The sequence below is a fragment of the Devosia sp. MC521 genome (assembly GCF_014127105.1).
Classification (GTDB): domain Bacteria; phylum Pseudomonadota; class Alphaproteobacteria; order Rhizobiales; family Devosiaceae; genus Devosia.
The window spans coordinates 2,716,380-2,740,448 of sequence record NZ_CP059902.1; the positions used below are offsets into that span (position 1 = coordinate 2,716,380).

At 58.3% G+C, this 24,069-nt stretch carries 22 protein-coding genes; 9 read left to right on the forward strand and 13 right to left on the reverse strand.

The annotated features are described in order from the left end of the window. Positions 1 to 190: 190 nt before the first annotated feature. On the reverse strand, positions 191 to 721 hold the full coding sequence (locus H4N61_RS13055; protein WP_169195688.1) for an MgtC/SapB family protein: 531 nt from the start codon (positions 719 to 721) through the stop codon (positions 191 to 193). A 70-nt stretch (positions 722 to 791) separates the two neighbouring features. Further along, positions 792 to 950 (reverse strand): hypothetical protein, encoded by a 159-nt coding sequence (locus tag H4N61_RS13060; RefSeq protein WP_182394208.1) that lies wholly within the window; start codon positions 948 to 950, stop codon positions 792 to 794. A gap of 121 nt (positions 951 to 1,071) precedes the next feature. On the opposite strand from H4N61_RS13060, the gene ade reads away from it, so the two are divergent. Both ade and H4N61_RS13070 read left to right on the forward strand, forming a co-directional pair. Continuing rightward, positions 1,072 to 2,781 carry an adenine deaminase gene (ade, locus tag H4N61_RS13065; protein WP_169195690.1) on the forward strand — a complete coding sequence of 570 codons (1,710 nt, stop codon included), beginning with the start codon at positions 1,072 to 1,074 and terminating at the stop codon, positions 2,779 to 2,781. A 71-nt stretch (positions 2,782 to 2,852) separates the two neighbouring features. Next, complete coding sequence (locus H4N61_RS13070) at positions 2,853 to 3,638, forward strand: DUF2470 domain-containing protein (protein WP_182394209.1); 786 nt, start codon at positions 2,853 to 2,855, stop codon at positions 3,636 to 3,638. A gap of 70 nt (positions 3,639 to 3,708) precedes the next feature. Here H4N61_RS13070 and H4N61_RS13075 read toward each other — a convergent pair whose 3' ends face one another. The 11 genes from H4N61_RS13075 to uraH form a co-directional block, all read right to left on the reverse strand. Continuing rightward, positions 3,709 to 5,871 carry a malate synthase G gene (locus H4N61_RS13075; RefSeq protein ID WP_169195692.1) on the reverse strand — a complete coding sequence of 721 codons (2,163 nt, stop codon included), beginning with the start codon at positions 5,869 to 5,871 and terminating at the stop codon, positions 3,709 to 3,711. A gap of 58 nt (positions 5,872 to 5,929) precedes the next feature. After that, entirely contained in the window at positions 5,930 to 7,231 is a 1,302-nt protein-coding gene (guaD, locus tag H4N61_RS13080; RefSeq protein ID WP_169195693.1) for a guanine deaminase, read from the reverse strand. Then, positions 7,228 to 8,451 (reverse strand): urate hydroxylase PuuD, encoded by a 1,224-nt coding sequence (locus H4N61_RS13085; RefSeq protein WP_182394210.1) that lies wholly within the window; start codon positions 8,449 to 8,451, stop codon positions 7,228 to 7,230. Before H4N61_RS13085 ends, guaD begins: the two co-directional genes overlap by 4 nt. Positions 8,452 to 8,509: 58 nt before the next feature. Next, a complete protein-coding gene (locus H4N61_RS13090; protein ID WP_169195695.1) occupies positions 8,510 to 9,592 on the reverse strand; it encodes a BMP family ABC transporter substrate-binding protein in 1,083 nt (360 codons plus the stop codon). Between the two features lie 56 nt (positions 9,593 to 9,648). Beyond that, complete coding sequence (locus H4N61_RS13095; RefSeq protein ID WP_169195696.1) at positions 9,649 to 10,572, reverse strand: ABC transporter permease; 924 nt, start codon at positions 10,570 to 10,572, stop codon at positions 9,649 to 9,651. Then, on the reverse strand, positions 10,572 to 11,705 hold the full coding sequence (locus tag H4N61_RS13100) for an ABC transporter permease (protein ID WP_248306521.1): 1,134 nt from the start codon (positions 11,703 to 11,705) through the stop codon (positions 10,572 to 10,574). Before H4N61_RS13100 ends, H4N61_RS13095 begins: the two co-directional genes overlap by 1 nt. Next, positions 11,702 to 13,231 carry an ABC transporter ATP-binding protein gene (locus H4N61_RS13105; protein ID WP_248306522.1) on the reverse strand — a complete coding sequence of 510 codons (1,530 nt, stop codon included), beginning with the start codon at positions 13,229 to 13,231 and terminating at the stop codon, positions 11,702 to 11,704. Before H4N61_RS13105 ends, H4N61_RS13100 begins: the two co-directional genes overlap by 4 nt. Continuing rightward, positions 13,221 to 14,078 (reverse strand): xanthine dehydrogenase accessory protein XdhC, encoded by an 858-nt coding sequence (gene xdhC / locus H4N61_RS13110; RefSeq protein WP_169195698.1) that lies wholly within the window; start codon positions 14,076 to 14,078, stop codon positions 13,221 to 13,223. The genes H4N61_RS13105 and xdhC overlap by 11 nt, the downstream gene beginning before the upstream one ends. A 91-nt stretch (positions 14,079 to 14,169) precedes the next feature. Next, positions 14,170 to 16,500, reverse strand: a complete 2,331-nt coding sequence (gene xdhB / locus H4N61_RS13115; RefSeq protein ID WP_169195699.1) for a xanthine dehydrogenase molybdopterin binding subunit — start codon at positions 16,498 to 16,500, stop codon at positions 14,170 to 14,172. Continuing rightward, positions 16,500 to 17,963: a xanthine dehydrogenase small subunit gene (gene xdhA / locus H4N61_RS13120; RefSeq protein ID WP_182394211.1), complete on the reverse strand. Its 1,464-nt coding sequence runs from the start codon at positions 17,961 to 17,963 to the stop codon at positions 16,500 to 16,502. The genes xdhB and xdhA overlap by 1 nt, the downstream gene beginning before the upstream one ends. 3 nt (positions 17,964 to 17,966) lie before the next feature. Beyond that, positions 17,967 to 18,317: a hydroxyisourate hydrolase gene (gene uraH / locus H4N61_RS13125; protein WP_182394212.1), complete on the reverse strand. Its 351-nt coding sequence runs from the start codon at positions 18,315 to 18,317 to the stop codon at positions 17,967 to 17,969. Positions 18,318 to 18,519: 202 nt separating this feature from the next. Here uraH and H4N61_RS13130 point away from each other — a divergent pair, with 202 nt between their 5' ends. From H4N61_RS13130 to otsB, 7 genes are all read left to right on the forward strand, one after another. Continuing rightward, on the forward strand, positions 18,520 to 18,957 hold the full coding sequence (locus H4N61_RS13130; protein WP_182394213.1) for a DUF1801 domain-containing protein: 438 nt from the start codon (positions 18,520 to 18,522) through the stop codon (positions 18,955 to 18,957). A gap of 2 nt (positions 18,958 to 18,959) precedes the next feature. After that, complete coding sequence (locus tag H4N61_RS13135) at positions 18,960 to 19,367, forward strand: DUF1801 domain-containing protein (protein WP_169195703.1); 408 nt, start codon at positions 18,960 to 18,962, stop codon at positions 19,365 to 19,367. A gap of 125 nt (positions 19,368 to 19,492) precedes the next feature. Then, positions 19,493 to 20,911, forward strand: a complete 1,419-nt coding sequence (puuE, locus tag H4N61_RS13140) for an allantoinase PuuE (RefSeq protein WP_169195704.1) — start codon at positions 19,493 to 19,495, stop codon at positions 20,909 to 20,911. 42 nt (positions 20,912 to 20,953) lie between these two features. Then, a complete protein-coding gene (locus tag H4N61_RS13145) occupies positions 20,954 to 21,772 on the forward strand; it encodes a bifunctional allantoicase/(S)-ureidoglycine aminohydrolase (RefSeq protein WP_182394214.1) in 819 nt (272 codons plus the stop codon). Between the two features lie 2 nt (positions 21,773 to 21,774). Beyond that, on the forward strand, positions 21,775 to 22,269 hold the full coding sequence (locus H4N61_RS13150) for an ureidoglycolate lyase (protein ID WP_182394215.1): 495 nt from the start codon (positions 21,775 to 21,777) through the stop codon (positions 22,267 to 22,269). Positions 22,270 to 22,309: 40 nt separating this feature from the next. Beyond that, positions 22,310 to 23,131, forward strand: a complete 822-nt coding sequence (locus H4N61_RS13155) for an META domain-containing protein (RefSeq protein WP_182394216.1) — start codon at positions 22,310 to 22,312, stop codon at positions 23,129 to 23,131. A 90-nt stretch (positions 23,132 to 23,221) separates the two neighbouring features. Next, positions 23,222 to 24,022, forward strand: a complete 801-nt coding sequence (gene otsB, locus H4N61_RS13160; RefSeq protein ID WP_182394217.1) for a trehalose-phosphatase — start codon at positions 23,222 to 23,224, stop codon at positions 24,020 to 24,022. Positions 24,023 to 24,069 lie beyond the last annotated feature (47 nt).

Sequence of the window (24,069 nt, forward strand, 5' to 3'; positions counted from 1 at the left end):
GAGAGATGCTGCAGAAGGGTCCCCCCGACTTCAACTGCGTTCCCTGCGTCCTCTCCGCCGCCTCAGTTTAGATCAACGGTCTGCACCACTGTTGATCTGATGCGCAGGGCACTCTCAGCTCTGTGCTTGGGCGCGGTTACGGCTCCTCCCTGCTGTGCCGCTCCGGGGGGAGGAATGATCTGCAAAGGCGCTAGTCCCTCAGCGAATTTGCCTCTTCCTCCCCGCGCCCCTCCCGCATATCGCTGCGCGCATGCACTTTCCGACTAAACGTTCGCAACGCCGCCATGATGATCACGGCGAGTAGAGCCACGCCGCCTGCGACCACATAATAGCCGAGTGCTGTTGCGAGCCCCACAGCTCCCGCCAGCCACATCCCTGCGCCGGTTGTCAGCCCTTGCACGCCCGCTCCGGAGCGGAAGATTGCGCCCGCTCCAAGAAACGCGATGCCCGCCGTCACCGCTTCGACCGCGCGGATCGGGTCCGCACGCATTTCGCCGCCTGCAACTGACTCAATTGTGTGGAAGATTTCAAAGGCGAGAATGGTGAACAGCGCTGCAGCGACTGACACCAGCATATGCGTCCTTAACCCAGCTTCTGCGGTGCTGAGTTCGCGTTCGAGACCGATCAGGGCCCCAAACAGGGCCGCGATGCCAATGCGAATGGCGATGATGTGGAGCGGGAGGTAGGTATCGACCATCCCAAAGCTGTTACCCATGTCCATCTGAGCTCATCCCTTGAACAAGACAATAAACAAACTGTCGACGCCTCAGGGGGTTCCGAGTTGCGTGAGCTTAGCTGGCGGGTGGCTGCATTGCGCCATTGACGAGATAGACAATCGCAAAAAGCACGACGATAGCCACCAGCGACACGATCAAAACTCGCGAATTCATCTTGCGCGAATTGCCCTGTCGCACTTCGTTCTCAGATTTATGCGGATCATAGGTCGGCATATCATTCTCCGGTTTCATCAAGTCCCAACGATGGGGGTAAGCCATGGTTCCCAAGTGCCATTGCGCTTGACGTAGAGCCGCGAGAGGTCGACCCTAAAGGCGAATTCAACTTGAGGCGAATATGATCAGCACCGAAGTTTTGACCCGAATGATAATGGCAGGCCAAGGCAAGGAGCCCGCCGATCTGGTCATCAAGAACATCGGTCTGCTCGACATCATCACTGGCCAAGTCACGGTCACCGACATCGCTATTGTTGGTGATCGGATCGTGGGAACCCATGAAACCTACGAGGGCAAAGTCACCATAGACGGCACCGGACGCTTCGCCGTCCCCGGCTTCATCGACACGCATCTGCATATCGAATCTTCCCTCGTCACCCCACACGAGTTTGATCGCTGCGTTCTGCCCTACGGCGTCACCACTGTGCTCTGCGATCCTCATGAGATCGCCAATGTCCTCGGCACCGAGGGCATACAATACTTCCTCGACAGTGCCGAACAGACCATCATGGATGTTCGGATCAATCTCTCGTCCTGCGTCCCAGCGACACCGTTCGAAACGGCAGGTGCCCAGCTTGAAATCGAAGACCTTCTCCCCTTCCGTAGCCACCCCAAGGTCGTCGGCCTTGCTGAAATGATGAACTTCCCCGGGGTGCTCAATGCCGATCCCGGCATCATGGCCAAGCTCATCGCTTATCAGGATGGCCACATCGACGGTCACGCCCCGCTGCTGCTCGGAATGGGCCTCAACGGCTATCTGGCGGCCGGCATCCGCACCGACCACGAAGCCACCAGCGCCGCCGAAGCGCGTGAGAAGCTGCGCAAGGGCATGGCCATTCTCATCCGTGAAGGCTCGGTCTCCAAAGACCTCGAAGCCCTGGCTGAAATTCTCGACGAAAACACCTCGAGCTTTGTCGCCCTCTGCACTGATGATCGCAACCCGCTCGACATTGCCGAAGAAGGCCATCTCGACAGCTCCATCCGCCGCCTCATCGCCCGTGGCTGCCCGCTGCACCACGTTTACCGCGCAGCCAGCCATTCCGCCGCCCGCATCTTTGGCCTCAAGGATCGCGGCATCCTCGGCTCCGGCTACCGCGCCGACATTGCCATTCTCGACAGCCTCGAAGACTGCCGCGTCTCCGATGTCATCTCTGCCGGCCGCCTCGTCACCCCCGAACTTTTTGAAACGCGCAATCCCGTCGCCCCAGTTGGTCTAACCTCGGTTAAGGCCAAGCCTATTACCGCCGACGCCTTCATCACAGAACCCAAACCCGGCCAAAACCGCGTTCCTGTCATCGGTGTCAAACCCGGCCTCATCCTCACCTTCCGCGAAGAAGCCGCGCTCGCCTCAACCGATTTCGGCCTTCAACCCGATCTTGAAGAAGACGTCATCAAAGTCGCCGTCATCGAACGTCACGGCAAAAATGGCAACATCGGCCGCAGCTTCGTGAAGGGGTTCGGCCTCAAGCGCGGCGCCATAGCCTCGTCCGTCGGCCACGACAGCCATAACATCACCGTTGTGGGTGCCACCGACGCCGACATGGCGTTGGCCGTCAATCGTCTCATCGAGCTGGGCGGCGGTTTCGTCGTCGCCAATGAGGGCAGGATCACAGCAGAGCTGGCCCTGACCATCGCGGGTCTCATGAGCCTAAAACCCTTCGAAGAGGTCGCACACGACCTCCACATCCTGCGCGAAGCCGCCAAAGCGCTAGACTGCGTGCTGCCCGAGCCCTTCTTGCAGGTGGCCTTCCTCGCGCTCCCGGTCATTCCCCATCTCAAGCTCACGGACCGTGGCCTGTTCGACGTCGACAAATTCGACTTCGTCGACTAACCGCACATAAGTTGAACTTGCCGGTCATGAAATAATTTAGTCTAGTGCGCCCACTGCGCACTGGACCTGCTATGACTGAAACGCCTCAGACCGACACGCCCCGCTCCGTTCTCCAAGATACCGATGGCGATGCCATTCGCCGTGCCAAAACGCTACTGCGCACTTCGCGCTATGGAGCTTTGGCCACGCTGGACCCAACGAGTGGCGCTCCAGTCGCCTCCCGCGTTGGTACAGCGAGTGATTTCTATGGCCGCCCTGTCCTGCTCATTTCCGGTCTCACCGCCCACTATAAGGCGCTACAAGCCGATCCACGCTGCTCTCTACTCTTAGGCGAACCCGGCAAGGGCGACCCCTTGGCCCATGCCCGCATCACCATTGCGGCCGAAGCCCGTTTTGTGGATCGCGACAGCGAAGAGCATCAAAGCCTCGCCTGGCGCTATTTGAACCACAATCCCAAAGCCAAGCTCTACGTCGACTTGGGCGATTTCCGCTTTGTCGTGCTTGAGCCTCTATCGGTAAGCCTCAACGCCGGTTTCGGCAAAGCTTATGCCCTCACCGCCAGCGATCTGCTCACGCCTCAAAACCCAGACCTCGCCAAAGCCGAGCACCATGCGCTCGAACACATGAATGACGACCATATCGATGCCACGGCCGACTATGCGCGCCACTATTGCGGCGCCGAGCTTGGCAATTGGCGGCTTGCCAGTCTCGATGCCGATGGCATCACCATCGTTCTGGGCGATGACATGCGCCGCATCTACTTTGACGAACCCGCCACCGTGCCGCAGGATTTTCATCTCAAGCTCGTCGCCATGGCCAAAACCGCACGCATCGCTCTGAGCGACCAATCAAACTAACGGCAAACAAAAGCCCTCGCAGACGGGTCTCTGCGAGGGCTCTTAAAATCGGACCAAACCAGCCAAAAGCTTACTTGGCGTCGCGCGCCTTCACCTTGCGGCGGGCGGCATGGAGCAGCGGCTCGGTATAGCCGCTCGGCTGGTCAGCGCCATGCAGCGCCAGATCAAGCGCCGCAACAAATGAGATCGATTGGAAATTGCCAGACATCGGGCGATAGAGCGGATCGCCCTGGTTCTGATCATCCACGACTTGTGCCATGCGCTCGAACACCGAAGTCACTTCGTCCCGGCTCACCAGTCCATGACGCAGCCAATTGGCGACGGCTTGCGAAGAAATGCGGCAGGTCGCACGGTCTTCCATCAAGCCAACATTGTTGATGTCCGGAACCTTGGAACAACCAACGCCCTGCTGCACCCAACGCACCACATAGCCCAAAATCCCCTGAGCATTGTTTTCGAGCTCGCGGATAATCTCTTCGCGGCTGAGCGAATACGGCTTCTGGATTGGCATCGAGAAAAGCTCAGAAAGCCCCGGCATCGCCTGATTATGCCGGCGACGCTGCGCTTCGAACACATCAACCTGATGATAGTGCAGCGCATGCAGGGTTGCCGCTGTCGGCGAAGGCACCCAAGCGGTATTGGCGCCAGCATTGGGATGACCGATCTTGGCGTCCATCATGGCGGCCATATCGTCTGGCCGCGCCCACATGCCCTTGCCGATCTGCGCCTTGCCGGAAAGCCCACAGGCCAAGCCGATCAGCACATTGCGATCTTCGTAGGACGAAATCCAGCGCTCGGACTTGATCTCATCCTTGCGCAACACCGCGCCAGCTTCCATCGAGGTGTGAATTTCATCACCTGTACGGTCAAGGAAGCCGGTGTTGATGAAGAACACGCGCTCACGCGCTTCATAAATCGCCGCCTTGAGGTTTGCCGACGTGCGGCGCTCCTCATCCATGATGCCGATTTTGATGGTGTTAGGCGCAAGACCAAGGAAGCCTTCCACCGACGCAAATATCCGGCAGGCAAAGGCCACTTCTTCCGGACCGTGCATCTTCGGCTTGACGATATAGATTGAGCCCGTCGCCGAGTTGTTGCCCTGATCATGCATGGCGCACAGTGCGGTGATCGCCGCGTCCATCAGCCCTTCGCCAACGGGCTTGCCGTTCAGCAGCACCGCGTCCGTGGTCATCAAATGCCCGACATTGCGCACCAGCAAGAGCGAGCGGCCCTTGAGCACCAGCTCTTCGCCATTCACGCCGCGATAAACCCGATCCGCCTTGAGGCGACGCGTGACGGTCTTGCCGCCCTTATCGAATGTATCTTCCAGATTGCCCTGCATCAGGCCGAGCCAATTGGCGTAAACGCCAACCTTGTCCTCAGCATCTACAGCGGCAACCGAGTCTTCGCAGTCCTGAATAGTGGTGAGCGCCGACTCGACAATCACATCAGCCAGACCGGCTGCGTGGGTCGCGCCAATCATGCTCGATTTATCGATCAGCAAAATCGCATGCAGACCGTGGTGCTTGAGCACGATCTCCTGCTTATCGCCAACGCCCGAGTACCCCACGAAGGCATCAGCATCTGCGAGAGACACGTCACCCGCAGCGGTTTTGATCAGAAGGGTTGCGACGCCACTCTGCTCCACCACGCTATACTGCGTGACAGATGTGTGGCTGCCTGAAGTCAGCGGAAACGAGGCATCGAGAAACTCTGCCGCCCGCGCAACAACGGCTGCGCCACGTGCCGCATTGAACGCCTTGCCCGGCGCCAGATCGCCATCTCGGCTGATCACATCCGTGCCGTAAAGCGCGTCATAGAGCGAGCCCCAACGGGCATTGGCAGCATTGAGCGCATAGCGGGCGTTCGAAACAGGCACCACCAGCTGCGGGCCACAGAGCGAAGAAATTTCTGGGTCTAGATTGCTGGTCGAAATGGAGAAGTCACCCGGCTCGTCGACCAGATAACCGATCTCGCGCAAGAACTGCTCATAGCCCTCAGGATTGTTCGCGACGGGTCCATTCTGATGGTGCCAATCGTCAATCCGGCTCTGCAGCTGGTCGCGCTTTGCGAGGAATTGCGCATTCACTGGCACATGTTCGGCCAACAGCGCTGCAAACCCCGCCCAAAACGCGTCTACCGATACGGGAAGTCCTGGAAGGGCCGCTTTTTCTAAAAAATCCACCAGTAAGGGGTGAACGGAGAGGCCGGACTTCGTCACGTATTCGGTCATGTTAAAACTCTGCTCGAACAGTTTGGGGTACACTGGTTTATGACAAGAGCGGTTGGTTTCACAACCCGGCTAAAGTCGACTTTGTAGCGGCTCCAGCAACATAAACTTCCACAATGGAGCGATCATCGCCCATGGTTTGGAGTAAGAATAGCTCTTCAACCAAAGATGTCACTGTTCCTTGGCGCATTTGCATAGTTGGCGTTGCTCCAGAATCGAGCACGACCAAGTCAGCATCGCGCCCCGGCGCTATAGATCCGATCTTGTCTTCTAAGCCCAATGCTTCTGCGTTACCCCGCGTTGCCAAATGAAACGATGACAATGGATTGAAGCGCTGCTTGCGCAACTGCAAAATCTTGTAGCCTTCGTCCAATGTCCGCAGCATGCTCATGCTGGTGCCGCCACCAATGTCCGAGGCAATGCCAATCCGAACCCCGTTGGCCAGAAGGCGTTCGCGGTCAAATAAGCCTGATCCTAGGAACAGGTTTGACGTCGGGCAAAAAACCGCCACCGCCCCGGTTTCCGCCAAGACGGCCGTTTCGCGATGATTGAGATGGATCGAGTGACCGAGCAGCGTTTTCCGACCCAATAGGCCGTAGTCCTCATAAATCCCCGTATAGTCCTTTGACGCCGGATAGAGCTCCATCGAGAAGCGAATTTCTTCGTCATTCTCGCTCAAATGCGTCTGCACGTAGCATTCGGGATGCTCGGCGACCAAAGCCTGCGCGGCTTCGAGCTGTGCGGGAGTCGAGGTGATGGCAAAACGGGGGGAAATCGCATACTGGCCGCGACCGCGCCCGTGCCATTTGGCAATGAGCGCCTTGCTGTCGTCATAGCCGGATTGAGCCGTATCGCAGAGCGCTTCGGGCGCATTGCGATCCATCATCACCTTGCCGCCGACCATAAGCATATTGCGCTTCTCGCCCTCGGCGAAGAACGCATCAACCGAGCGCGGATGGCTTGAGCAATAGGCGACGGCTGTGGTCGTGCCGTGCCGGATCAGCGCGTCGTAAAAATCAACAGCGACCGCTGCGGCATGTCCCTGCTGGCTGAACTTTTGCTCTTCGATAAAGGTATAGGTATTGAGCCATTCGAGGAGCGACCCAGCATAGGCGGCCATGATGTGGCTCTGCACATAATGCACGTGGAGGTCGATAAAGCCGGACATGATCAGGTGAGGCCTGTGGTCCACCACTTCGGCCCCAGCAGTCTCAGCGCTCGCATAATCACCGACTGCGATGACCTTGCCGTTCTCGAGCGTCACGGCACCATCTTCGAGATAGAGATAGCTCTCGGTGTCTCCAATATCTTGCGGGGCCCGGTGGAAGCTGAGAACTCTGCCTCGCAATATGGTTTTCGTCACGAGTTAGAACCCTCTCTATACCACTCTACGAGCAACGCCCGTTCTTGCGCAGTCATTTCCGTCACATTACCGGGCGGCATCGCGTGGCTCCACCCAGACTGAATGACAATCTCGCGGGCGTGGTTGGCAATCGCGATGTCATTATCAAGCACGACATTCTTGGGCGCACGATACACCCCCTCATAGGCCGGCTCGGCCGTATGGCACATGGCGCAGCGCGTCTGCACTGCAAGGCTAGCGGCCGCAAAATGCTGGCTATCCATATATTGCTGCCCACCCGCGCTAATCTGCGTCTCGGCCCCTTCAGGCAGGCGCGGACCGGTCGAGAGCCAAGCGATGATCAACATCAGGATCACAGCAACAGCCCAGGTCCCATGCGGATTGCCCTTACGAGCATGGCGCGTGTTGAAATAGTGCCGCACGACCACGCCAACGAGGAAGATCAGCGATGCGATAATCCAGTTCCACTGCGTGGCGAAAGCCAGCGGATAGTGGGACGATAGCATGAAGAAGATCACCGGCAGGGTGAGGTAATTGTTATGCAGCGAGCGCTGCTTAGCTATCTTGCCATATTTCGCGTCGGGCGTGCGCCCGGCCTTGAGATCGGCAACCACAATCTTCTGATTGGGAATAATAATCATCGCGACATTGGCGGTCATAATGGTCGCGGTAAACGCGCCCATATGCAGCATGGCCGCGCGGCCAGTGAACAGCTGCGTATAGCCCCAGCTCATCGCCACAAGGATGGCGAACAGCACGAGCATCAGGCCCGTGGTCGATTGCCCGATCTTGGACTTGCACAGCGTGTCATAGAGCAACCAGCCCAGACCAATCGAGCCGATGGAGAGCGCAATTGCGCCCCAGCTCGGAATATCGAGCACATTGCGATCGACCAGATAGAGGTCCGCGCCGATGTAATACAGCAGCGCCAGCAGCAGCGCGCCCGAGAGCCAGGTTGCATAGCTTTCCCACTTGAACCAAGTGAGGTGCTCGGGCAAAAACTCCGGCGCAACGAGATACTTCTGGATGTGGTAGAAGCCACCACCATGCACTTGCCATTCTTCGCCATGGGCTAGCGGCGGCAAGCTCGGGGTCTTTCGTAGACCCAAATCGAGAGCGATAAAGTAAAAAGAAGACCCAATCCAAGCGACCGCTGTGACCACGTGCAACCAGCGCGCGGCGAACATCGCCCATTCATAGAAAATAACTAAATCGCCCATGTCCCACCCTCATAAAAAGGGGCGGGTAAACCCGCCCCTGATCATCTCGAAATGTCTATCAGGCTGGTGGGATCACGCCTTCAACATACCAGTCCATGCTGAGCAATTCAGCGTCGGTCATGGTGACGCCAGCCGCAACGCGTTCAACACCAGTGTGGTCCTTGATCGGACCGGTGAAGATTGCAACCGAACCATCGATCTGGCCGAGACGCATAGCTTCTGCGTCCTTAACGGCAGCTTCTGGAACCTTGGAGTGGTAAGGGGTCATGGTCACGACTTCTTCCTTGAGACCTTCCCAGGTGTTGCCTGGAGCCCAAGAGCCATCGAGAACAGCCTTGGCCGACGCGAGGTAGTGCGGGCCCCAGTTGTCGATGATCGCGGTCAGCTGGGTGTCAGGAGCAAATGCGCTCATGTCTGCGCCCTGGCCGAAGCCGCCGATGATGCCGCGTTCCGCAGCAACCTGCAGAGCCGCTGGACCGTCGGTGTGCTGAGCAATGATGTCCATGCCCTGGTCGATCATAGCGCGGGCAGCGTCAGCTTCCTTGGCTGGGTCGTTCCAGGTCGAGATATAGACCGGGGTCAGGGTGAATTCTGGGTTGATTTTACGCGCAGCGAGCGTGAAGGAGTTGATGCCCATCACAACTTCTGGGATCGGGAACGAGCCGATGTAACCAGCCTTGCCGGTCTGGGACATGTGACCAGCGATGATACCGCAGATCGCACGACCTTCATGGAAGCGCGCGTTGTAGAGGCCAACATTCGGGCCGCTCATGTAGCCGGTTGCGTGTTCGAACGCGATATCAGGGAACTCTTCTGCAACCTTGATAACGCTGTCGCCGAAACCAAAGCTGGTTGCGAAGATCAGCTTGCAGCCCTGCTGAGCCAGTTCGCGCAGAACGCGTTCGCAATCCGGGCCTTCAGCCACGTTTTCGACGAACATGGTTTCAACCTGTTCACCCAGCTGTTCCTGGATGAAGATACGGCCCTGATTGTGCGCGTAGTTGTAGCCGTTGTCGTTGATCGAGCCCACGTAGATGAAGCCGATCTTCAGTTTTTCTTGACCGAAAGCAGTGCTTCCGAGAAGTGGCAGAGACAAGGCGGCCCCACCAACCTTGATGAAAGTACGACGCGACAGTGTCATCATTTTTCTCCTGATTGACGACATTTTTATGAATTGAGGCGTTCGTTGGCGCCGCCTCAATTACCCGGCATGAACGGCCTGCCAAGGCAGGCCGGAGCATTAGTTGACGCGTCGCGCTTCAGCGAAATTAGCACCAGCACGACGATCGTTGCGAGATAGGGCAAGGCTGCCCACAATTCAGCAGGTATAGCGGAGAAAAGACCGCCACCCGCCTTGATGTACACTTCCATGGTCATCACCAGACCAAAGAGATAAGCGCCGAACAACAGGCGCATTGGGCGCCACGAGGCGAACACCACCAGCGCCACGGCAATCCAGCCACGGCCCGCCGTCATGCCTTCGGCCCATTGTGGCGTCAGCAGCAGCGGGAAGCACGCACCGGCGATCCCTGCCATAGCGCCACCAAACATGATCGCGAGGTAGCGGACACCCAATACCGAATAGCCAATCGAGTGCGCCGAATGGTCGTTCTCGCCGACAGCGCGCAAGATCAGGCCCGAACGGGTCTTCTTGAGGAAGAACCAAACGGCAAACACCATGAAGAACGCGAAGTAAACCGGCAGCGAATAGCCCAGCAGCACGCGCGCAATGGGATGGTCCGCGATGGTTTCGGGCAAGACCGAGTCCATAAGCGGGACCGGACGAGCAGAGTAGTTGGCCCCAATGAGAGCCGAAAACCCTGTCCCGAAAATCGTCAGTGCCAGCCCGGTCGCTGTCTGATTGGCCGAAAGCGAGAGCGTCAGGAAACCAAAGATCAGAGACGAGAGAACACCAGCAACGGCCGCTGCCAGAAGAGCCAGCAGGGGCTGACCGGTATGGAACTGAACGATGAAGCCGACGACAGCGCCAATCAGCATCATGCCTTCAACGCCGAGGTTCAACACCCCTGCCCGTTCAACGACCAGTTCGCCCAAAGCGGCAATCAGAATAGGAGTGGACGCGCCGACGACGGTCACGATGATCGCAATGGTAAGATCCATTATGCAGCTCCCACGCGGGCATCAGGCTGAACGCGCCGAATGCGATATTTGATCAAAATGTCACCAGCCAACAGCAGGAACATCATTAGCGCCTGGAAGATACCTGTCGTTTCATCCGGAAGACCCATGGTTGTCTGAGCAATCTGCCCACCAACGAATGTGATCGCCAACACGAAACCTGCAAATATTACGCCAAGTGGATTAAGCCGTCCGAGGAAGGCCACGATGATGGCCGTAAAGCCGTAGTTGGTGGCAAAGCCCGGCACCATGCGCTGGAACGGGCCAGCCACTTCCAGCATCCCCGCCAGACCCGCCAAACCGCCGCTCACCAGCATGGCCATCCAGATGGTTTTGTTCTGCGAAAAGCCGCCGTAACGCGCTGCGTGCGGCGCCGCACCAACAACGCGCATACGATAACCAAACACGGTACGGGTCATGATGAACCACACGACCAGTGCAATGAAAATCGCCAGCGGCACGCCATAGTGCACGCGTTCCACGAGCCCCTTGAGGATCAATGCGCCGTCACCGAGGAAGCCAAAATTTTCGACCGTCAGGTTTGGCAAGCGCGCCGCCACGTCAAAGCGACGCGACTGCGGGAAACCAATGCCCATTGGGTCCTTCCAGGGACCACGAATGAGGAAGAAAATCAGCTGTACGGACGCATAGGTCAGCATCAAACTGGTGAGAATTTCATTGACGTTGAGCTTGGTCTTGAGAAACGCCGGGATCGCCGCATAGGCCATGCCCGCAATCGCCCCTGCCACCGCCATCAGCGGCAAAATCCAGAAGCCACCCTGCCCGTGCGTGGCCAGCGCCACCCAGGTCGCAGCCAAAGCACCAACGATGTACTGGCCCTCAGCACCAATGTTCCAGACATTGGCCCGATAAGCGATCGACAGACCAACACCGATAATAATCAACGGCGCAGCTTTAACGCCCAATTCCTGCCACTTGTAGGGATTGGTCAGTGGGGTAAGGAAAATCTCCCCAACCGCCGCAAAGCCATTGTAACCAATGGCCGAAAACAGGATCACGCCCACCAGCATGGTCAGAGCAACAGCCGCAATCGGCGTTGCATAGAGCATGAACTTGGATGGTTCAGCGCGCTTTTCGAGACGAAACTGCATCATGCTGCTCCCGCCTCGCCATGCACACCGCCCATAAGCAGACCGATCTCTTCCACGCTAAAGTCCTTCACCGGCCGCACTTCAGAGAGCGACCCCATATTGATTACCGCAAGGCTGTCGGAAAGGGCCAGCAACTCATCAAGGTCCTGGCTGATCACGACAATGGCCGAGCCCGACGCGGCCAGATCGACCAAAGCCTGATGGATCGCCGCTGCCGCGCCCGCATCCACGCCCCAAGTTGGCTGGCTCACCACCAGAACCTTGGGGCTCTGCATGATTTCGCGGCCCATAATGTACTTCTGCAAATTCCCGCCCGAGAGCGAACTCGCGGTCGACTGCGAGCCGATGGCCTTCACCGAGAAACCCGCGATCACCTTGTCGGTGTATTTCTTGGCCGTGCCGAAATTGATCAGCCCCAGCATAACCATGCCGATACGATCACGCGCCGTGAGCACCGAATTGTCCGAGAGCGAGAAATCACCAACCGCCGCGTGACCATTGCGCTCTTCCGGCACCGCCGAAATCCCCGACCGGCGACGGTCGGTTGGGTGCTGCAAGCCAATGCTGCGTCCATCAAGGCTGATGGCGTCGCGGTCTTCGCCGAGCAACTCGCCCGATAGCGCGTCCAAGAGCGCGTTCTGCCCATTGCCGGCCACGCCCGCAATGCCCAGAATTTCACCAGCATGCACAGTAAATGAGATGTTGTTGACGGGCACATCGAAGTCGCCCGTCTTCTTGGTCGAAAGGCCGTTCACCACGAGCTTAGGCTCGCCAAAGCTGCGCCCTTCACCCTTGTTGATATCCTTTAGCCCGGCCCCGATCATCTTCTCGGCCATCGAGCGCGAGGTCTCGACCTTGGGATCACACGTATCCACGAGCTTGCCGCCGCGCAGAATAGTCGCTGTGTCACACAGCGCCTTAATCTCATGCAGCTTGTGCGAGATATAAAGGATCGAGCAGCCTTCGCTCGCCAACTGGCGCAGCACGGTGAACAGCTGCTCCACTTCCTGCGGCGTCAAAACCGAAGTCGGCTCATCCATAATCAGCAGTTTTGGATTGAGCAGCAGCGCGCGCACGATTTCGATACGCTGGCGTTCGCCCACCGAAAGCGTTGCAACGGTACGGTGCGGATCAAGCGTCAGCCCATAGGTCTGCATGATCTGCCGCGTCCGCTCTTCGAGCTCACGCTGCGGTATCTTCGCATCCATGCCGAGCGCGATATTTTCGAGAACGGTCAGCGCTTCAAACAGCGAGAAGTGCTGGAACACCATGCCGATGCCCAGTTTGCGCGCGGCCTTAGGGCTCTGCACGACAGTGGGAACCCCATTCCAGCGGATCTCGCCAGCATTGGGCTGCATGATGCCATAAATCATTTTCACGAGGGTGGACTTACCCGCCCCGTTCTCACCGAGAAGCGCGTGAATTTCCCCTGGCTTGACCGAAAACGACACATTGTCGTTGGCCAGAACGCCTGGGAATTGCTTGGTGATACCGCTCAGTTCGAGCCGATTGGGCAGGTCAGAAACCACGCGCCACTCCCGTTTGTTCAAAGGAGGAATTGTCACGTGCACAAATGCCCTGACTTCCAACATGTGCCATAATTTCAGCTGCGGCGAAGGCCGCTATAACGGCGGGGCGTTTGTCGCCAAGGCCCTGCGCGCCGATAGGTAAAATGAGCTTGTTCAACGCCAATGCGTCACCCCCTTGGTCACGATACCAGCTCGTGAACTTTGCTCTTTTCGTTTGTGAGCCGACCATTCCAACATAGGCAGTGTCACGTCGCGACAATGCTTCATATGCAATGAGAAAATCTAAAGCGTGATCATGCGTGACGATCACAAAGCTGCTGCCCGCAGGCGCTTGGCGCACAATCATCTCGGGCATAGCGACAAGTCGAGAAGCGATTTGAGGCGCAAGTGCAGCCAGCTCCTCTTTGCGCGTATCAATCACCTCAAGCCTCACTGGCATAAGCGAGAGAATTTGCGCCAAGACACGGCCAACATGGCCCGCGCCAAAAATGAAAACGCTCGGACGTCGCGCCAGATCGGCCTCGCACCGCGCCACAAGCTCGGTCCGCATCGTGTCGGTAACAAAAGAAAGATCGACACGAACACGCCCGCCACAACACTGGCCGATTTCAGGCCCCAAAGGCACGTCCATGACCTCATGCGCGCGCCCTGCTGTGATCAGCCGGCGCGCGTGGTCAATAACCATATATTCAAGGGCACCGCCACCTATAGTCCCAAGCGCGAGTGTCGCGCCCACCACCATGAAAGTGCCTTCCGCGCGCGGCGAGGAGCCTTTCACATGCGTGATTTCGCACAATATGGCGTCGGGATTTTCGGCGAAAAATGCGCTGAGGGCTTGAGGGGTCATGATTCTCCCCCGTAGGCGCGGCCGGTCAGTTCCCCTCCCCCAATTTGGGGGAGGTACGGTGGGACACCAGACTTTGCGCCCACCGAGTTTTTCACGCGCGCGTCTCCGCTTGGAGTCGCTCTACGCCCATCAACACGCGCTCGGGCGTAATCGGCGTATCAAGGCGCGGCGCGATTCTATAATCGGCCACGCTGGCCACAGCCATGCCCAATGCTTCAGCCACACTCATGGCCAGCATAAAGGGCGGCTCACCGACCGCTTTGGATCGACCTATGGTCGGTTCTTTGTTCACCGACCACTCCGCCAGCTTCACGTTGAAGACCGGCGGGATATCAGAAGCCAAAGGGATTTTGTAGGTGGAAGGGGCGTGAGTCCGGAGCTGTCCCTTAGAATCCCACACTAATTCTTCGCTGGTGAGCCATCCCATGCCCTGAATGAAGCCGCCTTCGACCTGTCCAACGTCGATAACGGGGTTCAGCGACTTGCCGACATCGTGCAAAATATCGACTCGGTCGACGGTATATTCACCCGTCAGTGTGTCGATGGTGACCTCGCTCACCGATGCCCCATAGGCATAGTAGTAGAACGGTCGACCACGGCCCGCCGCACGATCCCAATTGATATCCGGGGTCTTGTAAAATCCCGCTGCCGAAAGCTGAACGCGATTCAGATAGGCCGAAGCCACCAGCTCCCCAAACGGCACAAAGGTGGGCCCTGCCTGCAGTCCACCCTGCACCCACGAGCACTCGCTCTCTGAAACCTTGTGAAGAGCGGCCCCATGGGCGACCAGCCGAGCCTTGATCTGATCACACGCATTGAGCGCCGCCATACCATTAAGGTCAGTGCCTGAAGACGCAGCCGTCGCCGAGGTATTGGGAACCTTCCCCGTGGAAGTCGCCATGATCTTGACGGTGTCGAGATTGATGCCAAAGGCATCGGCAACCACCTGCGCCACCTTGGTGTGCAGCCCCTGCCCCATTTCCGTGCCGCCATGTGAAAGATGGACCGAGCCATCTTTATAGACATGCACCAAGGCACCAGCCTGATTGTACCAGGTCGCCGTGAACGAAATTCCGAACTTCACCGGGGTCAGCGCAATGCCCTTCTTGAGCACTCTGCTGGTCTTGTTGAAGGCGATCACCGCGCGGCGGCGCGCCTGATAATCCGCGCTGGCTTCCAGCTCTGCCACCACGCGGTCAACGACATTGTCCGTCACCGTTTGATGGTAGGGCGTAATATTGTCGGTGTCCGTGCCGTAGAAATTGGCCTTGCGAATATCGAGCGGATCTTTGCCCAGCGCATAGGCGATGTCTTCTACCCAGCGCTCCGCCGCCAACATGCCCTGCGGCCCACCAAAGCCACGAAACGCGGTGTTCGAGACAGTATTGGTATAAAGCGGCTGCGACCGCAGACGCACCGCCGGATACCAATAGGCATTATCCGCATGGAACAGCGCGCGGTCTGTTACTGGCCCCGAAAGATCGGATGAAAACCCCGCGCGCGCAGCATAGTTTGCATCAACGGCAAGAATTTTGCCGGTCTCATCATAGCCAACGTCATAATCGACCACGAAGTCATGGCGCTTGCCCGTCGCCTGCATATCGTCGTCCCGATCCGGACGGATTTTACAAGCGCGGTTCCACTTCTTCGCCGCCAGCGCGGCGACAGCAGCAAAGAGATTGCCCTGCGTTTCCTTGCCACCAAAGCCACCGCCCATACGGCGGATATTGATGGTCACAGCATGGTGGCGAATGGCCAAAACCTGCGCCACCATCAATTGCACTTCGCTCGGGTGCTGGGTCGAGGCGTGGATGGTCACGTCCTCGTCTTCGCCCGGAATGGCGAGTGCAATCTGCCCTTCGAGATAGAAGTGATCCTGCCCGCCGATCGTAATTGCCCCTTGAACGCGACGCGGCGCGCTGGCGAGGCCCGCTTCGACATCTCCCCGTTCCAGTTTGAGCGGTTCGGTCACGAGCTTTCCGCCCGCGCCCTGCGCCGCGCGTACATCGAGCGCATGCGGCAGGTCTTCGTAGTCAATCTTGACCAGCTGTGCTGCGCGGCGCGCGGCGTCGCGCGTGTCTGCCACCACCGCAAACATCGGCTGGCCCCAGAAATGCACCTTACCAACCGCGAAAATGGGTTCGTCATGCTTATGGCTCGGCGAGACGTCATTCTCGCCCGGAATATCCTCTGCGGTCAGCACGCCGATAACGCCGGGCGCCGCGCGAACGGCATCGAGATCAATCGACTTGATCGTGGCATGGGCGCGGTTCGACAGGCCCAAATAGGCGTGCATCGTGCCCACTGGCTCAATCATATCGTCGATATATTCTGCCGATCCGGTCACGTGCTTGGGGCCGCTGTCATGGCGGGTATTGGCATGCAGCACAGCCAATGAAATTTCGGAAGAATGCTTATTCATCATGCTACCTCACGGCTCAACCGCTCTGCGGTGCCTTCAGTCTCCATGTAGAACCGACGGAGCAGGTTCTTGGCGGCCAGCAGACGATAGTCCGCCGACGCGCGCATATCGCTAATGGGCTGATAATCCTCGCCGAACAGCGGCAGCACCGCCTCAATCGTTTCTTCCGACCAGGCCTTGCCCATCAGCGCTGCTTCCACCACCGCGGCGCGCTTTGGCGTCGCCGCCATGCCGCCAAAAGCGATGCGCACCGAGGTCACCACACCATTGTCGGTCCCCACGCGGAAGGCCCCGCACAGCGATGAAATATCCTCTTCCTTGCGCTTAGCAACCTTGTAGACGGCGTAGTGTTCACCCGCAGGCAGCCTTGGTACAAAGAGGCTTTCGACAAACTCACCCGGCCCACGATCCTGCTTGCCATAGGCAACGAAGTAATCCTCAAGCGCCATTTCGCGCCGCTCATTGCCTTTGCGCAGCGTCAATCGCGCGCCTAGTGCGATAAAGGTCGGCGGGGTGTCGCCAATAGGCGAGCCATTAGCGATATTGCCGCCCAGCGTACCCATATTACGCACCTGTTCCCCGGCAAAGCGGCTCCAAAGCTCACGCAATTGCGGGAAATGCTCTTCGATCGTGGGCAGCGCTTCCGAATAGGTCACACCCGCCATAAAATTCACGGCCGCGTCCGAGACCGTAACGGCCTTCAGCTCTTGCAGATGATTGATAAAAATCACCGGCCCAATGCGACGCATGAACTTGGTCACCCACAGCCCAACGTCCGTCGAACCGGCGACGATCCGCGCTTCCGGATACTTTGCATAAAGGTGCGCCAGATCATCCAGGCTTGCGGGAATGATAATGCGGTTTTCACCAGCGCCAATCTCGACGCGCCCTGTCTGGCTCAACGCGATCAGCCTATCCTTGACCGCAATCCGCTCCGCCCACAGCACATCGCCCTGTGGCAATCCATAGCTCGAAATCGCCTCGGCCGCGCGAATGATCGGCGCATAGCCGGTGCAACGACAAAGATTGCCCTGCAATGCCTTCTCGATGGCCGAGCGCGTTGGGTGCGGGTTCCGCATCCACAAGCCATAAAGGCTCATGACAAACCCCGGCGTACAGAAACCACACTGGCTCCCGTGCTGATCCACCATCGCCTGCTGCACCGGATGGAGTTGGCCATTCTCCCCGCGCAAATGCTCAACGGTGACGACGTGACAGCCGTTCAGGCTCCCTAGCAGTCGAATGCACGCTGTTACGCTGTCATAAATGACTTCATCGCCAAAAACGCGACCAACCAATACCGTACAGGCACCGCAATCGCCCTCAGCACAGCCCTCTTTCGAGCCGCGCAGTCGGCGCTCTAGGCGCAACCAGTCGAGCAGCGTCTGATCAGGCGCCACATCCGTCAGGGCAATATCTTCACCATTGAGCAAAAAGCGAATGGCGTTGGTCACGTCTACCAAGGCTCAACTCCCGCGGTAGGTCGAATACGCAAATGGGCTGACAAGCAGCGGCACATGGTAGTGCTTGTCTTCAGAAATGGTAAAACGGATCGGCACGACATCAAGGAACGGCGTTTCAATCTCAACGCCAATACGCTCGAAAAACTGCCCCACGTGGAAGCGGATTTCATATTCGCCGTGCTGGAACTCATCGTCCAACAGGGGCTGATCTACGCGACCGTCAGAATTGGTGTAGCTATCAACCAGATGATGCGTGTGGTCGCCATGAACATAGTGAAGTTCAAGGCGCATACCCCGCGCCGGCGTACCATGCATTGTATCGAGAACATGGGTCGTGAGGCGTCCGCCTGCCATGTTGCTACTCCTATTCGTCGTCCCCCCAAGACCATAGCATTTAGCAATCTTGCGGCTAGCCCAATTTCACACAGGAAAGCCAGAAGTTACCCAGACATATTTGCCTGCCTAATTTTTAGCCTTCACCCCGCCTTAGACAGGTGCCACACTCCCCCTCAGGACACCATGCACGATCAAGGCTTTGCGAGGAGCGCCCGTGGCTATGAACCCTAAAATATCAGACCTTAAACCCGATGCTGATGGCGTCACCCGCCTCAGTGGTGGCAATCCTCAAATCGCCAAAGGCTATGGCGATGAGGTGGTGCAGAACTACATCGCCGCCCTCACCGGTTGGCAGCAACGCGAAGCCAAAATCATCGATAGCCTGATCACCGCGGCTGTTCCCAATGTGCTCAAAGCCGTGAAGTGGAACTCGCCGATGTATGCTGTCACCGAGCACCACTATTTCACCTCCTTCTATGCCATGAAAAACTACCTCAAGGTCGGCTTCTTCAATGGCGGGCAGCTCGTGCCAGCGCCACCAGAGCCGTCCAAGAATCCAGACGTGCGCTATCTCCATGTCACCGAGGCGGGCTTTGATCACGCCCAGTTCTCCGCGTGGATAAAGGCCGCCGCTCAACTCCCCGGCGAGAAAATGTAGCCATGGCTTTCCCCCGCAACAGCAAGGCCGACCTCGCCACCGGCGCGACGCCCTCCCAACTGATTGACCAGCGCATCGCCGACCTGCCCGGTTGGCGCGGCGAAACCCTCGCCCTCTTGCGCAAGCTCATCCACGAAGCGCTGCCCGACGTCATTGAAGAGTGGAAATGGGGTCAGCCAGTCTGGTCTCACAATGGCATTTTGTGCACCGGCGAGGCCTATAAAGCCGCCGTAAAGACCACCTTCCCCAAGGGCGCATCGCTGCCCGACCCCTCTGGTATCTTTAACGCCAGTCTGGAGGGCAATGCCCGCCGCGCCATCGACTTCACCGAAGGCGGATCGATAGATCACGACGGATTTAAAGACCTCATCCGCGCCGCCGCTTCTTTGAACAAGCAGAGTGCAAAATAGGCATTGTTGATAACTCGCGAAAGAAACGCGCTTCACCGAAAGATTTTGCACTTAAACCCGCTAGCCTAAGTGCAAACCTGCTCCTACCATCACGCAGAATTATTCGACGCTGATGGATACCGCAGATGCTTCGCTACCCACGCAATATGCACGGTTATGGCGCCAATCCCCCCAATGCCAATTGGCCCGGTGGTGCGCATGTCGCGGTGCAGTTTGTCCTCAATTATGAAGAGGGCGGCGAAAACAATATTCTGCACGGCGATGGCGCGTCGGAAGCCTTCCTCGTCGACGTTCTGGGCGCGCAGCCTTGGCCAGACCAACGCCATGCCAATGTCGAGAGCATGTATGAATATGGCTCGCGCGCTGGCTTCTGGCGCCTTCATCGCCTCTTCACGCAGGCCGGTCTCCCTGTCACCGTCTATGGCGTCGCCACCGCGCTCATGCGTGCGCCAGCGCAGGTTCAGGCCATGCTCGACGCAGGTTGGGAAATCGCCAGCCACGGTCTCAAATGGGTCCAGCATAAGGACATGCCCCCCGCTGAAGAGCGCCGCCAGATCGCGGAAGCCATTCGTCTCCACACCGTCGCCACGGGCATCCCGCCGCAAGGCTGGTACACGGGCCGCTCCAGTCTCAACACCGTCGATCTTGTCACTGAAACAGGCTCAATGGCCTATATCTCCGACACCTATGACGACGACCTGCCCTATTGGCGGCTTCACGGCGATCGCCCACAGCTGATCATCCCCTATACGCTCTCGGCCAATGACATGCGCTTTGTCACGCCCCCGGGCTTTGACACGGGCGACGAGTTCTTCACCTTCCTCAAAGACAGCTTTGACTGCCTTTATGCCGAAGGTCAGGCAGGTAGCCCCAAGATGATGTCCATTGGCCTCCACTGCCGCCTCGTCGGTCAGCCGGGGCGCTTTCAGGGCCTCAAGAAGTTCGTTGATTACATCAAAACCTTCGACAACGTCTGGGTCCCCACCCGCCTTCAAATCGCCGAGCACTGGGCCAAGGAACACCCCTTCATTGCACAGGACGTGCTCCCCAGCACGCTCGACCGCGACGATTTCATTTCCCGCTACGGCTCGATCTTTGAGCATTCGCCGTGGATCGCCGAGCGCGCTTGGGATGGTGAATTAGGTCCCGCCAATGACACCGCTCAGGGCCTCCACTTCACCCTACGCAGTCAATTCCGCATGGCAACAGACGACGAGCGCATGGGCGTTCTGCGCGCCCACCCTGATCTCGCGGGCAAGCTCGCCGCTGCCAAGCGCCTCACGGCCGAAAGCACTGCCGAACAAAAGTCCGCCGGTCTCGACGCTCTCACCGACCAAGAGCGCGAAACCTTCACGCGCCTCAACACCGCTTATGTCGACAAATTCGGTTTCCCCTTCATCATCGCCGTGCGCGACCACACTAAGGCGTCGATCTTGGCGAACTTCGAAACCCGGCTCGCAAATTCCGCCGAGCAGGAGTTCACCACCGCCTGCCGTCAGGTCGAGCGCATCGCCCTCCTTCGTCTCAGCGCCGTCTTGCCCTAAGCCGCGCCCTGCCCTTTGTCCGAATTTTTGCCCGAGCCCGAGATGTCATCACATTACGCATCACCCCCTGCAGGCCTACCCAGTCAAATGGCGCTTCACACCCAGCGCGCGGTTTTCACCGAGGCCTATGCCGTGCTTCCGCATGGGACGATGCGCGACATCGTCATCTCCTATCTCCCCCATTGGCGTCTCACCCGCCTTTGGGCCATCGCCCGCCCGTTAAGCGGCTTTGCCGAGACCTTCTCGCAATACATTATGGAAGTTGCCCCGCAGGGCGGCAGCGATAAGCCTGAGGGCAATCCAGAGGCCGAAGGCGTCATCTTCGTTGTCGCTGGCGAGATCACCCTCACCATCGAGGGCAGTGAGCATACCCTCACCGAAGGCGGCTACGCCTTCCTGCCTCCTGGCTGCAACTGGACCGCCGTCAACAACGGCACCGAGTTCTGTCGCTTCCATTGGATCCGCAAAAAATACGAACGCGTCGATGGCGTCGAGGTGCCGGAGGCCTTCGTCACCTCAGACAAGGTCGAACCTATCCGCTGGATGCCCGGCTCAAACGACCGCTGGGGTACGACACGGTTCGTCGAACCGATTGATCTGCGCCACGACATGCATGTCAACATCGTCACTCTCGAGCCCGGAGCTGTCATTCCGTTCGAGGAAACCCATGTCATGGAGCACGGCCTTTACGTCCTCGAAGGCAAGGCCGTCTATCGCCTCAATCGCGACTGGGTCGAAGTCGAACCCGGCGATTTCATGTGGCTCCGAGCTTTCTGCCCGCAGGCTTGCTACACGGGCCCGGAACGCTTCCGCTATCTGCTCTACAAAGACGTCAACCGTCACGCCAAGCTGCCGTTTTGATCATGAACGATCGCACACTTCGCATCGAGCCTCTCACCGCAGAAGCCTTTGCCCCCTTCGGTCAGGTGATCCAGACCGAGGGCTCAAACCACTTCACCATCAATCGTGGCATGACCGAGCGCTACCATGATCTGGCCACGATCCAACTGGGCGGCACCGATCCCCGCCCCATGATTTCGCTCTTTGCTGGCCAGCCCTACGCCCTGCCGCTCAGCCTCGATATGGTCGAACGTCACCCCTTGGGCAGCCAGGCCTTCTACCCCACGAGCGCCGCCTCATGGCTTGTCATCGTCGCGGAGAACGAAGACGAAAAGCCGGTGCGCATCCGTGCTTTCCGTCCGGCTCCGGGGCAAGGTGTCAACATCGCCATCAACACTTGGCATGGCGTGCTTTGCCCCATCGAAAAGCCTGCAAGCTTCATCGTCATTGACCGCGGCGGACTAGACAGGAATCTCGAGGAACATTTCTTTGATGACCCCTGGCTTGTGGACGCTTAATCTCGCCGCAAAAATACTTTACCCCTGATGGCGAACGGAAATGCTACCTCGCCTTCTCTTCCGTTCGGTGATGGAGTTGCTCATGCGCACATGGATCATGCTCACCCTTTGCAGTGTTTTGCTCGCCACCCCCGCTTTGGCGCAAGCAACCACGCTAACCGGCGACGTGACCTATCGCGAGCGCATTGCCCTGCCCATTCCCGCTGAGCTTGTCGTTACCCTCGTCGAGCTGACAACCGGCACGCAAATCGCCAGCGCCACCGCTCCAATTCCAGATCGCGGTCAGGTTCCCCTCTCCTATTCGCTCAATCTGCATCAGCAGCCTGCGCCCGAGAACCACTATGGCCTTGTGGCCAAAATCCTCAGCCGTGGTGCCGTAGTCTTCCAGAACTATGATCCCATCGCTGTCGACCCTGCCTCTCCCAAGCAGACGACAATTTTTGTGCATCGCGCTGGCGATGTGCAGCCCCTTATCGAAGAGCCTCAGGTTCTCAATTTCAACGCCATGACCCCAACCACGTCCCCGCTTATTGATACCGATTGGACAGTTCAGTCGGTCAACGGACAAGCCATTGAAGGTCCGCGCAAGCCCTCAATTGGCTTTGATCATGAAGGTCGTGTTTACGGAACAGGTGGCTGCAATCGCTATTTCACGACCGCGACAATCGCCGGAACAGCGATCAGCTTCGGTGTCGGTGGCACCACCAACATGGCCTGCGACGCCGCCACTATGGGCCGGGAAGCGGCATTCTTTTCAGCCCTTGCCGAAATCGTCGGCTATGTTCGCCAAGACGATGTGCTGCAGCTCATTGGCACTTCTGGTGCGGTTCTCCTCGAGCTGTCCCGCAACGCCGCCGCTTAACCAAGTTCATCATCTCTCGCTAATATTCGAACCTTTTCATCAAGAGTCACGTTCCCCCATCAACTGATTAGTTGTTCGTGGGAAAGCGTGATGTCCGATCCATCTCTTTTTTCCGGGAGCCCTTCACCGCTCCTGGCTATATTTACCGATTTCGATGGCACGCTGGTCGAGCTAGCCGAAACCCCTGATGCTATTCATGTTCCGACCGAGCTGGCGGAGCGTTTGGCGCGGGCGATCAACGAATTCGACCACGCCTTTGCCATCCTCACAGGGCGCGAAATCGCCGACATCGACACCTATTTGGGCGAGCTGCATCTCCCCATAGCCGGTGCTCATGGCGCGCAACGCCGTCGCGCCGATGGCAGTTTTGAAGAAGTCTTGGAAATCTACACCAAGGGCGCTTCCGAAATTGCGCAAGCCTTGGCCCCGATTGTGGCGGAGAACGAAGGCCTCATTCTCGAAGAGAAAGATGGCGCCGTTGCCCTGCATTATCGCCAAGCACCCGAGCTTGAAGAACTGTGCCGCGAGGCAATGACCGAGGTGCTCACGGCCCATTCGATCTTCACCATGGTGCCGGGCAAAATGGTTTTCGAAGCTCGCCCTGCCGGCTTCGACAAGGGCAATGCCCTGCGCGCCTTTATGCAGGAAGCACCTTTTGCTGGGCGCACCCCGATCTTCATCGGCGATGATGTGACCGATGAAGATGCTTTCCGCGCCGCGCAGGAATTGGGCGGCATCGGCATCAAGCTTGGGCCTGGTGATACCGCCGCGCGCATGCGCATTGCCGATGTCGCCTCCGTCAATGCTCTGATCGAAGGTCTCATCGAAATCGCTAGCCGCAGCGCAACCGCACAGACAGACACCACCACGCCGGAGACCATCACCCACTGATCGGAGCCTTAAGCTCCGATCCCTAGATCGAGAAAAACCCGAAAGAC

What these genes read in the sequence shown, in the direction of transcription:
- H4N61_RS13060 (WP_182394208.1), bottom strand. Translation starts at nt 950, where the DNA reads ATGCCGACCTATGATCCGCATAAATCTGAGAACGAAGTGCGACAGGGC.
- H4N61_RS13130 (WP_182394213.1), top strand. Translation starts at nt 18,520, where the DNA reads ATGAACCCTAAAATATCAGACCTTAAACCCGATGCTGATGGCGTCACC.
- H4N61_RS13150 (WP_182394215.1), top strand. Translation starts at nt 21,775, where the DNA reads ATGAACGATCGCACACTTCGCATCGAGCCTCTCACCGCAGAAGCCTTT.
- H4N61_RS13085 (WP_182394210.1), bottom strand. Translation starts at nt 8,451, where the DNA reads ATGGGCGATTTAGTTATTTTCTATGAATGGGCGATGTTCGCCGCGCGC.
- H4N61_RS13095 (WP_169195696.1), bottom strand. Translation starts at nt 10,572, where the DNA reads ATGGATCTTACCATTGCGATCATCGTGACCGTCGTCGGCGCGTCCACT.
- xdhB (WP_169195699.1), bottom strand. Translation starts at nt 16,500, where the DNA reads ATGAATAAGCATTCTTCCGAAATTTCATTGGCTGTGCTGCATGCCAAT.
- ade (WP_169195690.1), top strand. Translation starts at nt 1,072, where the DNA reads ATGATCAGCACCGAAGTTTTGACCCGAATGATAATGGCAGGCCAAGGC.
- otsB (WP_182394217.1), top strand. Translation starts at nt 23,222, where the DNA reads ATGTCCGATCCATCTCTTTTTTCCGGGAGCCCTTCACCGCTCCTGGCT.
- H4N61_RS13070 (WP_182394209.1), top strand. Translation starts at nt 2,853, where the DNA reads ATGACTGAAACGCCTCAGACCGACACGCCCCGCTCCGTTCTCCAAGAT.
- H4N61_RS13145 (WP_182394214.1), top strand. Translation starts at nt 20,954, where the DNA reads ATGTCATCACATTACGCATCACCCCCTGCAGGCCTACCCAGTCAAATG.
- uraH (WP_182394212.1), bottom strand. Translation starts at nt 18,317, where the DNA reads ATGGCAGGCGGACGCCTCACGACCCATGTTCTCGATACAATGCATGGT.
- H4N61_RS13100 (WP_248306521.1), bottom strand. Translation starts at nt 11,705, where the DNA reads ATGATGCAGTTTCGTCTCGAAAAGCGCGCTGAACCATCCAAGTTCATG.
- xdhC (WP_169195698.1), bottom strand. Translation starts at nt 14,078, where the DNA reads ATGACCCCTCAAGCCCTCAGCGCATTTTTCGCCGAAAATCCCGACGCC.
- H4N61_RS13075 (WP_169195692.1), bottom strand. Translation starts at nt 5,871, where the DNA reads ATGACCGAATACGTGACGAAGTCCGGCCTCTCCGTTCACCCCTTACTG.
- H4N61_RS13155 (WP_182394216.1), top strand. Translation starts at nt 22,310, where the DNA reads ATGCTACCTCGCCTTCTCTTCCGTTCGGTGATGGAGTTGCTCATGCGC.
- H4N61_RS13135 (WP_169195703.1), top strand. Translation starts at nt 18,960, where the DNA reads ATGGCTTTCCCCCGCAACAGCAAGGCCGACCTCGCCACCGGCGCGACG.
- H4N61_RS13090 (WP_169195695.1), bottom strand. Translation starts at nt 9,592, where the DNA reads ATGACACTGTCGCGTCGTACTTTCATCAAGGTTGGTGGGGCCGCCTTG.
- puuE (WP_169195704.1), top strand. Translation starts at nt 19,493, where the DNA reads ATGCTTCGCTACCCACGCAATATGCACGGTTATGGCGCCAATCCCCCC.
- H4N61_RS13055 (WP_169195688.1), bottom strand. Translation starts at nt 721, where the DNA reads ATGGACATGGGTAACAGCTTTGGGATGGTCGATACCTACCTCCCGCTC.